The organism is Mesorhizobium norvegicum, from assembly GCF_004919685.1.
In the GTDB taxonomy this organism is placed as follows: Bacteria; Pseudomonadota; Alphaproteobacteria; order Rhizobiales; family Rhizobiaceae; genus Mesorhizobium; species Mesorhizobium norvegicum.
In genome coordinates, this window is record NZ_SMYZ01000024.1 from 1 (window position 1) to 11,450 (window position 11,450).

Sequence of the window (11,450 nt, forward strand, 5' to 3'; positions counted from 1 at the left end):
CCTTGGCGCGCGCCAAGGTGCGCAGCACGCCATTGACGAGACCGGAAAAACGCTGCGTGCGTGGATCGGACTTGGCGTGGGTCACCGCAATGTCGACGGCGGCGCTGTCGGGAATGTCGAGGAACAGGATCTGGGCCGCCGCCACATGCAATATGTGCGACAGCGCGGTGGCGTTGGGCGGCAACGGCTTCTCCAGACGCCGCGCCAGCAGCCCTGATATGGTCATGCGATAGCGCAGCGCGGTAATCAGGATGGCGCGCACCAGGCCGCGATCGCGCAGGTCGAGCGCCTTGTATTGCGGGTGGCCGTTTTCGTGATCGGTCAGGCCGTCGAGCGGCGTCCTGGCGTCGATGACGGCGGCAAGCAGGCGCGCCGCCGCCTTGCGGGCGGCGAGGCCGGCAACGAAGTCGCCGCCGTCCCTGTGTTCCTGATCACCTGAAACCGTGCGTCGAGATCCTCTGTCCGCCACGCTCACGACCACCGGCCTTTGGGCCCGGTCGGGTTGCGCCCCCACGGGTTGGATTTCGGCTTGGCGGGCTCCGCCGGCTGCTCGGGCCGTGCTGCCTCGCCCCACGGGCCGGATGGCCGCTGTTCGTCCGCCTGCCGTGGCGTCGGCGCCTGGCGCGGAGCTTGGGTCTGGCTCCCTCCCATCTGCAGCGCCATCGCCTGCAAAGCGGCGATGCGGTTGTCGGTGCTCGGGTGGGTGGAAAACAGACTGTCCATGCGCTCGCCGTGAAGGGGATTGATGATGAAGAGATGCGCGGTTGCCGGATTGCGCTCGGCATCGGGGTTGCGGATGCGTTCGGCGCCGCGGGCTATCTTGTCAAGGGCGGATGCCAGCCAGAGCGGGTGTCCACAGATTTCGGCACCGCGCCGGTCGGCCTCGTATTCGCGGGTGCGGCTGACCGCCATCTGCACGACCATCGCGGCAAAGGGCGCCACGATCATCGCCGCCAGCACGCCGACGAAGCCGAACGGATTGTTGTCGCGATTGCCGCCGAGGAAGAAGGCGAAATTGCCGAGCATCGAGATGGCGCCGGCAAAGGTGGCGACGATCGTCATCGTCAGCGTGTCGCGGTGCTGCACATGGGCGAGCTCGTGCGCCATCACGGCGGCGACCTCTTCAGGCGTCAAAGCCTGCAACAGGCCGGTGGAGGCAGCGACCGCCGCGTTCTGCGGGTTGCGGCCGGTGGCAAAGGCGTTCGGCTGTGGGTTGTCGATCAGATAGGTCTTCGGCATCGGCAGGCCGGCCTGTTTGGCCATTGCCTGGACGATGGCGTAATATTCAGGCGCGTTCCTTTCGTCGACCTCGACGGCGCGGTTCATCGACAGCACCATCTTGTCGGCGTTCCAGTAGCTGAACAGATTGGTGCCGGCAGCGATCAGCAGCGCGATCATCATGCCGCCCGATCCGCCGATCAAAAAGCCGACACCCATGAACAGCGCGGTCATCGCGGCAAGAAGCATGGCGGTGCGGATGGTGTTCATCGTCTGCTCCTGTCCAGGTGATAGCGAAAGGGGGTCGATCGTCGTGACTTCGTCGCTATATGATGGGAAACGCCTGGTCCTGTTTCAATCCGCTGGAAATATCGCATGAACGACGAAACCAGTAAAATCGATGCCGACCTTGGCCATGACGTCGAGCCAAAGGCGCTCACGCCGGAAGCCAGACGTGCGCTCGCGGAAGCCGAAGCAAGGCGTGTAAAATACCTGGAAAAGGAAGCCTCGGCGCCGAAGGAAGTCGGCGGCCGCGGCGGCAAGGAGCCCGGGCGCTATGGCGACTGGGAGGTCAAGGGCCTGACCAGCGATTTCTAGATGCTTCCCTACGCAGCGCTGCGTTGCGGCTCGAGCGCGATCCAGCCACGCTCGTCGATGGTGATGCCGACCGTGTCGTAGCCTGCGATCGTGGCATGTTGTGTCGGCAATGGATGCTTGTGCGTGGCGTTGATGACCATCACCGCCGCGCCCGCCGCCTCGGCTGCCGTGATGCCGGCCGGAGCGTCCTCGAACACCAGGCAGTCGCGCGCATCGAAGCCGAGCCGTTCTGCGCCAAGCCGGAAGCAATCGGGCGCCGGCTTGCCGCGGGAGACATCTTCCGCCGCGACGAGGACGGCCGGGACAGGGATGCCGGCGGCCTGCATGCGCAACAGCGCCAGTTCGCGCGGCGCGGAGGTCACGATCGCCCAGCGCTCGGTGGGCAGCGAATTGAGAAACGCCGCCGCGCCGGCGATCTGGAGAATGCCATCCAGATCGGCCGCCTCGGCCTTCAGCAGCAGATCAGCCTCGTGCGCCGGGTCGACGCCTGGGAGTGCCAGGCCGGTGATGGTCTCGATCGCCCGCACGCCATGGATCGTCGGCAGGAAGGCGGCGACGTCGAGGCCCTGGCGGCGTGCCCAATCGCTCCACACCCGTTCCGCCGAGGCGATGGAATTGATGAGCGTGCCGTCCATATCGAAGAGGAAGGCCGCGAATTTTCTGCCTGAATACATGATTTTCCTTAGAGTCCGGGGGAGCGCTTGCGGCGTTCCCGAACCTAACGTCTCGGCCACGGCAGGGGAAGACACGGGCCGAGCTTTTCGATCGGCCCAGGGAACCACAGCCAGTCTTTTTGCGTTTGAGCAAAACTGTTTTCCACGACGATCGAAGGGGACTGCAATGCTGATCCGGCTCGGCTATGAAATCGCCATTGAATGCACCGAGGCCACCCCCGTGATTTCGCTGCTCGAGATCCACAAGGACCGCCAGGCCGACATCAAGCGGCAGACGCGCGTGCTGACCTCGCCTTCTGTGCCGACCAAGCTCTACCACGATCTGCATGGCAATGCCTGCCGCCGCTTCACGGCGCCAGCCGGTGGTTTTCGCATCCTGTATGACGCGGTCGTCGAGGACAGCGGCGAGACGGACGAGGTCAATACGCTGGCCAGGGAAGTGCCGGTGGCGGAATTGCCCGACGAGGTGCTCGGCTATCTGCTGGGCAGCCGCTATTGCGAGACAGATCATCTGAGTGGCCTGGCCTGGCAGCTCTTCGGCCATGTCCCGCCCGGCTGGGCGCGCGTGCAGGCGATCGTCGACTATGTCCACAACCGGCTGTCCTTCGGCTATGGCTATGCCCGCTCGACCCGCACCGCGGCGCAGGCGCATGAGGAGCGGGTCGGCGTCTGCCGCGACTTCGCCCACCTGGCGATCACGCTGTGCCGCTGCATGAACATTCCGGCGCGCTATGTGAACGGCTATCTCGGCGATATCGGCGTGCCGATCGATCCGGCGCCGATGGATTTCTCGGCCTGGCTGGAAGTGTTCCTCGACGGCAAATGGTACACGTTCGATGCCCGCCATAACACGCCGAGGATCGGGCGCGTCGTCATCGCACGCGGCCGTGACGCCACCGACGTGCCGCTGCTGCACAGCTTCGGCCCGCACCGGCTCAGCCTGTTCAAGGTGTGGACCTACGAGCAGGAAGGCAATTTGTTCAACCCGCCCTATCACGGCATCGACAGGACCGTCAGCGCGCGGATGCTGGCCTAGAGGCATTCGGCTGAACTGAATCTCCACACACTATGGTCCGTTCGCGCCTCAACTTGCCCCTGCAATCTCGGGACAGCTGGCTCGCTTCGGCACACAGGCCCTGTCCCGCAACAGGACGTCATCGGGCATTCCGCGATTGCTTCGTTTTGAGCATGGTAACCGGCTCGTAAACACAGCCGGGCCCGCGCATTTCTGTTTACCAGTCATTCACCTTTGCGAAGCTCGAAACCAAAGGAAAACAATGCGTTGCTTGCGAGCGGCCTGCTTTCCGAGGCTGAGCGGCGTCATCCGGCTGGAATCCTGCATTGTCCTTGCTGCGGCGACGAGGCCGAGGCAAGCGGAGGCTGTAGGATGCGGAATTACGGGGGTCTTGTTCACGCGGTCGGCGGGTTCGCCAGAGATCGCGGTGGAAATTTCGCAGTCCTGTTCGGCCTTGCTGCCTCGGTCTTGGCGCTAGCCGTCGGCTTTTCCGTCAACGTCTCGCAGCTCTATAATGCCAAATCGAGTCTGCAGGGCGTGGTCGATGCCGCCGTGACATCGACCGCACGCGACCTGACGACAGGGGCCATCAAGGAGGCCGATGCCAACAAATCGGTTCAGACCTTTCTCGATGCCAACAGCACGGCGGGCATCCTGCAGGTCGACCAGATCGTGCTCGACAGACTGACGGTCAACAGTACCGCCAAGACGGTCCAAGCCGACGCCCATGTCGATGTCGCGCTGTATTTCCCGATTTTTGGGACGGGTGACATGAAACGCGTCACCGCTTCGACAACGGCGCTCTATTCGGACAAGACCGTCGAAGTGGCGATGATGCTCGACATAACAGGATCGATGGCGAAGCGGGGCAAGATCGACAAGATCGGCGATCTGAAAGCAGCTGCAAGAAACGCCGTTCAGACGATGCTCCAGAACCAGGATCCGAAGAACCCCCGCATCCGCGTCGCAATTGTGCCCTACGCATCTGGCGTGAACGCCGGCAAGCTGGCGGAAAACGTCTATGCCGAGAACCAAGGGAGCTCGGAGCTGCCACCGGTCGCCGGCAGTTCGCTTCTCGTCGCCAAGACGGGCAAGGATTTACTGCCATCCTACAACGATTACATCTCCATTGTTGGCGCGGCGATGCCACACCCCGATAATTGCACGACGGAGCGCAAGGACAAAAACGGCGATGCGGATTTGAGCGCCGACGGGCCAGAGACGGTTCGCACGGACAGCACCGGCAAGAAATATTATGCCCTGGTCAACCGAGACGATCATCTCAGTGGTGGGGGAATGAACAGGTGCCCTGATGCGGAAGTGATCCCGCTGACCGCGGATTCCGATGCATTGCTTGATTCGATCGACGACTTCCAGGCCGGTGGTTATACGGCCGGCGCGATCGCCATTCAGTGGACCTATTATATGCTGTCGCCGCAATGGCGCGCCGCGATCGAGAATGCCGGTCTCGGCAAAGGCGCCTCGGATGCCAATGCGAAGAAGATCGCCAAGGTCGCGATCCTGATGACCGATGGCCAGTTCAATACCGCCTTTGCCGGTGCGGGGGGCAGCTACAACAGCCAGGGCAACCTTGCGCGCGGCAACGCCGAAACGCTGTGCGGCAACATGAAAGATGACGGCATCGAGATTTTCACCATCGGCTTCGATCTGAACGACAAGGACATGTCGGCGACCGAGCGGGACCAGGCAAAGGCGGTGCTGAAGGACTGTTCGTCGAAAGATAGCTCAGCCGCCGAGAGACATTACTTCGAGGTGTCCACCGGAGTGGAATTGGACGCCGCCTTTCAGGAAATCATCCGCAACACCGAAAAGGTCGCACTGACCCAGTAATCCGCAAAAAAGGAAAAGGCCGCCGCTTCTTTCGAAGCTGGCGGCCTTCCGTGTTTCCGTCCGTGGCGCGGCCCTATGGCGATGACCCCAAGAGGTCACCCGCCGCGCATCTCGCGCCTTAACGGGAAGACTGCTTCCCGAAAGTGCAATCCGCTGAGGCCACGTTCTGGAAAACGAAATCACTCGACATCGGATCACCTCCTTTCGATTTGTTGAACACACTCAGATGATGGGGTCTCATTTGGGAAATGGCAAGGTGCCACCCTCAAAAAGCCGGGTGTGTGTCTTTCCAGACAGGCTGGCCGGACGGGTGGCTTGCAGTCCAGGGGCAAACAGACAACATTGGCGCTCTGGCTTCGGGGAGGAAGCATGGACGCCACCGACAAGGCCGCGCGGATCGTTCGAACGGTTGTTGAAACGCTGAAGCCGGGCTTTGCTGTCAAGCTGTGGACCGGCGAGCGCATTGGCCCCGCCACCGGCCCTGTGCTCACCGTCAACGACCCGGACATTGTCTGGCAGATGGTTCGCCGACCCAACTTCTCGACACTGATCGAGATGTGGATTTCCAAGGCGGTCGATGTCGAAGGCGGTTCGCTGTTTGATTTCTACGCCCTGCCTTCGCAAGGCAAGCTCAGGTCGAAACTCAAGACATTGCCGAAGCTGGCGATCCTGCGTGATCTGCCGGCCGTGCTGTTTTCAAGGAAACAGATGACGGCGCGGACCGACCTTTCGGGGCGCAATCCCTTCGTCAGCGGTTCGAGCCAGGAAGCGATCCAGCATCACTATGACATCTCGAATGCTTTCTATCGGCTCTTTCTCGACGAGCGCATGGTCTATAGCTGCGGTTACTTCAAGGATTTCGCCAACAGCATCGATCAAGCGCAAATCGACAAGCTCGACCATATCTGCCGCAAGCTGCGGCTGAAGCCCGGCGAGAGGCTGCTCGACATCGGCTGCGGCTGGGGCGCGATGCTGATCCATGCCGCGAAGAACTACGGCGTCATCGGCCATGGTGTCTCGCTGTCGGAAGCCCAGACGCAACTTGCCCGTGAGCGCATTCGCGCCGAGGGGCTGGAGGACAAGATCACGATTGAAATAAAATCCTACGCCGAGCTTACCGGTAGCTTCGACAAGATATCGTCGATCGGCATGTTCGAGCATCTGGGGCTCGCCAACCATGCCACCTACTTTTCCACCATCCACCGGCTGCTGAAGCCGGGCGGCATCTATCTGCATCACGCCATCACCAGGCGCAGCAAGGGCGACATCAAGAAGACCCTGCGCAAGGGTCCGGAGTTCAAGGCGCTGATCAAATACATCTTCCCCGGCGGCGAACTCGACACGATCGGCATGACGCTCGGCAATCTCGAAGCCCACGGCTTCCTCGTCTACGATGTCGAGAACCTGCGCGAGCACTATGCCCGCACCTGCAGGCTGTGGGCCGAGCGTCTGCACGCAAGGTTCGACGAGGCAATCGCCGAGGTGGGCGAAGCCAAGGCGCGGCTGTGGCTGCTTTACCTGACCGGCTGTTCGATCACCTTCGAACGCGCCTCGGCACAGATTTTCCAGACCGTCGTCACCAAGCGCGCGCGTGGCCCGAGCGGGCTGCCGCCGACGCGGGCGGATCTGTATCAATGATCAGATGAAGCGCATCGTATCGCCGAGCTCGATGCTGGCCGGCCGATCGACCGTGCAATAGACGCCGAGATTGTGCGCGTTGTGGCGAACCAGATTGCGCAGGATCGCCGGATCATGGTCGAAGCCATCCTGGGCGATGATGGTGAAACCGCAGCGGCGGCAGGGTTCGGAGATGGTCAGCAACAGGTCGCCGATCACCAGCTTTCGGCCGATCCATTCCGTCTCGGGAAACGACCCTTCGATTGCCACCATGTCGACGACGATGTTGGGACGAAAACGGCGCGGATCGGGGGTGCCTTCCGGATGCAATGCCTTCAGGCGCGCCAGCGAAGCCGTGGTCAACAGATGGATCGGCGCCTTGCGATAGCGCTCCGCCGTCAGCGGGCCGGAATAGCCAGGCGCGGCATTCTCCCGGCGAAACGGCCGGATCGAGGCCTCGAAGCCAAGATAGGCCGACACCGCGCGGTCGCTCTCGATATCCGGCGCAGCCAGCCAGTCGCCGTTAGGCACGGCGATCTCGAGTTCGCGGGCAGGCGACAGCCGGGTCCGGATGCGCGGCACCTTGTGCCATTTGGCCTCGCGATCCGGTCGTGCGATCTCATTGTCGGACACGTCGACAAGGCCGAACAGGCGGTCGCCGTCGATGCTTTCCGAACCGACAAGGATCGCATCGAGCCGTTCGCCGGCGAGCGAACTCGCCGGATAGCGCCAAAGCTCGGTGACAGTGCCCAGCGCGGCCTCGTCCTGCATCAGCTCTTCTTGTTCTGCCGGTTGGCGATCAGGTCTTCGACGACGGCCGGGTCGGCCAGCGTCGAGGTGTCGCCGAGGGCTGAAAAATCGTCCTCGGCTATCTTGCGGAGGATGCGGCGCATGATCTTGCCGGAACGTGTCTTCGGCAGGCCGGGCGCGAACTGGATCTTGTCGGGCGAAGCGATGGCGCCGATCTCCTTGCGGACATGTGCGATCAGTTCCTTGCGCAACTCCTCGCTCGGCTGCTCGCCGCCCATCAGCGTGACGTAGCAGTAGATGCCCTGGCCCTTGATGTCGTGCGGATAGCCGACGACGGCGGCTTCCGAGACCTTGTCGTGGCTGACCAGTGCGGATTCGACTTCGGCCGTACCCATGCGATGGCCGGAAACATTGATGACGTCGTCGACGCGGCCGGTGATCCAGTAATAGCCGTCGGCGTCGCGGCGGCAGCCGTCGCCGGTGAAGTACTTGCCCTTGTAGGTGGAGAAATAGGTCTGGATGAAGCGTTCATGATCGCCATAGACGGTGCGCATCTGGCCGGGCCAGGAATCGGTGATGCACAGGTTGCCGTCGGCGGCATCCTCCAGCACCTTGCCCTCGCCGTCGACCAGCTGCGGCTGGACGCCGAAGAACGGCCGCGTCGCCGAGCCTGCCTTGAGGTCGGTGGCGCCCGGCAGCGGCGTGATCAGGATGCCGCCGGTCTCGGTCTGCCACCAGGTGTCGACGATCGGCACCTTGCCGTCGCCGACGACGTTGAAATACCACTCCCAGGCTTCCGGATTGATCGGCTCGCCGACCGAGCCCAGCACGCGCAGCGACTTGCGCGACGTCTTCTTCACATGGGAGTCGCCGGCGCCCATCAGCGCGCGCAGAGCCGTCGGCGCGGTGTAGAAGATATTGACCTTGTGCTTGTCGATGACTTCCCAGAAGCGCGACTGCGACGGATAGTTCGGCACGCCTTCGAACATCAGCGTGGTGGCGCCGTTGGCGAGGGGGCCGTAGACGATGTAGCTGTGGCCGGTGACCCAGCCGACATCGGCGGTGCACCAGTAGATGTCGCCGTCATGGTAGTCGAAGACATATTGGTGCGTCATCGAGACGTAGACGAGGTAGCCGGCGGTGGTGTGCAGCACGCCCTTCGGCTTGCCGGTCGAGCCGGAGGTGTAGAGGATGAACAGCGGATCCTCGGCCTTCATCTTCTCGGGCTTGCATTCGGCCTTCACCGTCGCGATCTCGTCATGGTACCAGACGTCGCGTCCGGCCACCCAGCCGGTCTTGCCGCCGGTGCGGCGCACGACCACCACCTTTTCGACTTTCGTTCCGGCTTTCGCGGCGATTTCGATCGCCTTGTCGGTGTTCTCCTTCAACGGGATCGGCTTGCCACCGCGCAGGCCCTCGTCTGATGTGATGACGAAGGTCGACTTGCAGTCGTCGATGCGGCCAGCCAGCGCGTCCGGCGAAAAGCCGCCGAAGACGATCGAGTGGATGGCGCCGATGCGCGTGCAGGCCAGCATCGCATAGGCGGCTTCCGGGATCATCGGCATGTAGATGGTGACGCGGTCGCCCTTCTTGACGCCGTGCTTCTTCATCACATTGGCGAGCCGGCAAACATGCTCGTAGAGCTCGTTGTAGGTGATCTTCTTGTCGTCGTAGGGATTGTCGCCTTCCCAAATGATGGCGGTCTGGTTGCCGCGCTTCTTCAGGTGCCGGTCGATGCAGTTGACCGAGACGTTGGTCAGCCCGTCCTCGAACCACTTGATCGAGACCTTGCCGTCGAAGGAGGTGTTCTTGACCTTGCTGAAGGGCTTGAACCAGTCGATGCGCTTGCCGTGCTTGCCCCAGAACTTGTCCGGATTCTTGACGCTCTCGGCATACCATTTCAGGTAGGTGTCATTGTCGATCAGCGCGTTTTTCTTCCACGCCGGCTGGACGCGATGGACATGAACCTCGGACATTCCTGACTTTCCTCCCAAACCAATCCGCCGGCTTGAAACGCCGGCGGGATCGCGGCAGAGCTGCCCGCGAATTCGGCGGCATTATTACCAGTTCGTCTGTGATCGCAATATTAGACGTTGGATTCGCGCGGCGGGATGCCGCAGGCATTTTGCCTGCAGCTGTCAGCACTCCGACGGGCTCGCTGCTAACTGCATGTTTTCGCGCGGAAAACCCGTTGTCGATCAGGAAAAATCAATAGACAGTTAAGCAACGGCGCGCACACTCTGACGTTGGGAGGAAAGGAGACTCAACCAGGACCGCCCAAGGGGACTGCCATGCGCGACCATTCCGAAATGGACCTGATGCTCAAAGGCTATGGCCTGACCACGGCCAAGATTCTCTATCATTTTCCGGACCATCCGCATCTGCTGCAGAGCTTCATCTGGCAGGACTACGATCTGGCTCCGCAATTTCCGGTGCTGATCAAGTTCATCGAATTCTGGAAGGCCAAGCTGGACGGGCCGCTGCATTCGATCAGCTACACGCACCAGAAGCTGATCGCGCCGAATGAATGGCGCAAGGTGGATGGCGAGTTCGTGCTGCATTAGGAGCTAGTGCTCGGGAGCCGTTGAGGTTGGCGCCCCACGGCGCCCCCCTCTGTCCTGCGAACCTTGGCCTTAGCAGTCCGATGCGCTCACACCGCCGGCGGGTTGAGCCGGGCGAAACCTTCCTGCCGCCGGTACGGGAAATACGGGTAGGGCGCGGTGACTTCGCTTGCCGCGTCGAGTGTCCTGATCTGCTCCGGCGTCAACGTCCAGCCGACAGCGCCCAGATTCTGGCGCAGCTGTTCCTCGTTGCGGGCGCCGATGATGACGGACGACACCGTCGGGCGCCGCAGCAGCCAGTTGATGGCGATCTGCGGCACGGTCTTGCCGGTTTCCTCGGCCACGGCGTCGAGGGCATCCATGACTCGGTAGAGATGCTCGTCCTCGACCGGCGGCCCGAAGCTCGCTGTGTCGTGCAGCCGGCTCTTTTCCGGCAAGGGCTGGCCACGGCGGATCTTGCCGGTCAGGCGACCCCAGCCGAGCGGGCTCCAGACCAGTGCGCCGACGCCCTGGTCGAGGCCGAGCGGCATCAGCTCCCATTCATAGTCGCGGCCGACCAGCGAATAATAGACCTGATGGGCGACATAGCGCGGATAGCCTTGGCTGTCGGCTTGCGCCAACGATTTCATCACTTGCCAGCCGGAGAAATTGGAGACGCCGACATAGCGCAACTTGCCGGCACGCACGAGCTCGTCCAGCGTCGACAGCACCTCCTCGATCGGCGTGCCGGCATCGAAGGCGTGCAGCTGCAAAAGGTCGATGTAATCGGTGCCGAGACGTTTCAACGCGGCGTCCACGGATTTGATCAGCCGCGAACGTGACGAGCCGTAATCGGCCGGGCCGTCGCCCATCGGCAGCGAGGTCTTGGTCGAGATCAGCACGGCGTCGCGGCGGCCTTTTATCGCTTCGCCAAGCACCTCTTCCGAAGCGCCGTTCGAATAGACGTCGGCGGTGTCGAACAAATTGACGCCGGCCTCGAGGCAGATGTCGATCAGCCGCCGCGCTTCCCTGGCGTCGCTGTTGCCCCAGGCGCCGAACAGCGGGCCGGAACCGCCAAAGGTTCCCGCGCCGAAGGAGAGTGCGGGCACTTTCAGGCCCGATGCACCGAGACGTCGATAATCCATTTTCTTGTCCTTTCAATTGCCGGGTGATGTCAGGTGCTGGCCT

Annotated in this window: 11 protein-coding genes; 5 read left to right on the top strand and 6 right to left on the bottom strand. The window is 62.5% G+C overall.

The genetic code is table 11. From position 1 onward, the window contains the following. Window positions 1-475 (bottom strand): transcription antitermination factor NusB (locus FCU66_RS10260; RefSeq protein WP_281285513.1); only part of this gene is annotated, 475 nt, incomplete at its 3' end. Continuing rightward, window positions 472-1,488, bottom strand: a complete 1,017-nt coding sequence (gene htpX, locus FCU66_RS10265; protein ID WP_136622234.1) for a zinc metalloprotease HtpX — start codon at window positions 1,486-1,488, stop codon at window positions 472-474. The genes FCU66_RS10260 and htpX, both read right to left, overlap by 4 nt. Before the next feature lie 105 nt (window positions 1,489-1,593). Here htpX and FCU66_RS10270 point away from each other — a divergent pair, with 105 nt between their 5' ends. Beyond that, complete coding sequence (locus FCU66_RS10270; RefSeq protein WP_136622233.1) at window positions 1,594-1,815, top strand: DUF1674 domain-containing protein; 222 nt, start codon at window positions 1,594-1,596, stop codon at window positions 1,813-1,815. An 8-nt stretch (window positions 1,816-1,823) separates the two neighbouring features. On the opposite strand, the gene FCU66_RS10275 is transcribed toward FCU66_RS10270, so the two are convergent. After that, window positions 1,824-2,489, bottom strand: a complete 666-nt coding sequence (locus FCU66_RS10275) for an HAD-IA family hydrolase (protein WP_136622232.1) — start codon at window positions 2,487-2,489, stop codon at window positions 1,824-1,826. 166 nt (window positions 2,490-2,655) lie between these two features. Here FCU66_RS10275 and FCU66_RS10280 point away from each other — a divergent pair, with 166 nt between their 5' ends. The 3 genes from FCU66_RS10280 (at window position 2,656) to FCU66_RS10290 (ending at window position 6,993) form a co-directional block, all read left to right on the top strand. Beyond that, a complete protein-coding gene (locus FCU66_RS10280) occupies window positions 2,656-3,525 on the top strand; it encodes a transglutaminase-like domain-containing protein (protein ID WP_136622231.1) in 870 nt (289 codons plus the stop codon). A 351-nt stretch (window positions 3,526-3,876) separates the two neighbouring features. Then, the gene (locus FCU66_RS10285) at window positions 3,877-5,355 is read left to right on the top strand and encodes a TadE/TadG family type IV pilus assembly protein (RefSeq protein ID WP_136622230.1); all 1,479 of its coding nucleotides are present in this window, start codon (window positions 3,877-3,879) and stop codon (window positions 5,353-5,355) included. A 369-nt stretch (window positions 5,356-5,724) separates the two neighbouring features. After that, a complete protein-coding gene (locus tag FCU66_RS10290; protein WP_136622229.1) occupies window positions 5,725-6,993 on the top strand; it encodes an SAM-dependent methyltransferase in 1,269 nt (422 codons plus the stop codon). Here the strand turns inward: FCU66_RS10290 and FCU66_RS10295 are convergent, their stop codons facing one another. Together FCU66_RS10295 and acs are read right to left on the bottom strand one after the other, a co-directional pair. Next, the gene (locus FCU66_RS10295; protein ID WP_136622228.1) at window positions 6,994-7,743 is read right to left on the bottom strand and encodes an MOSC domain-containing protein; all 750 of its coding nucleotides are present in this window, start codon (window positions 7,741-7,743) and stop codon (window positions 6,994-6,996) included. Further along, window positions 7,743-9,698 (bottom strand): acetate--CoA ligase, encoded by a 1,956-nt coding sequence (gene acs / locus FCU66_RS10300; protein ID WP_136622227.1) that lies wholly within the window; start codon window positions 9,696-9,698, stop codon window positions 7,743-7,745. The genes FCU66_RS10295 and acs overlap by 1 nt, the downstream gene beginning before the upstream one ends. Before the next feature lie 315 nt (window positions 9,699-10,013). Here acs and FCU66_RS10305 point away from each other — a divergent pair, with 315 nt between their 5' ends. Then, window positions 10,014-10,286, top strand: coding sequence for an usg protein (locus FCU66_RS10305; protein ID WP_109664371.1), 273 nt, complete (start codon window positions 10,014-10,016; stop codon window positions 10,284-10,286). A gap of 86 nt (window positions 10,287-10,372) precedes the next feature. Here FCU66_RS10305 and FCU66_RS10310 read toward each other — a convergent pair whose 3' ends face one another. Beyond that, window positions 10,373-11,407 (bottom strand): aldo/keto reductase, encoded by a 1,035-nt coding sequence (locus FCU66_RS10310; protein ID WP_136622226.1) that lies wholly within the window; start codon window positions 11,405-11,407, stop codon window positions 10,373-10,375. Window positions 11,408-11,450 lie beyond the last annotated feature (43 nt).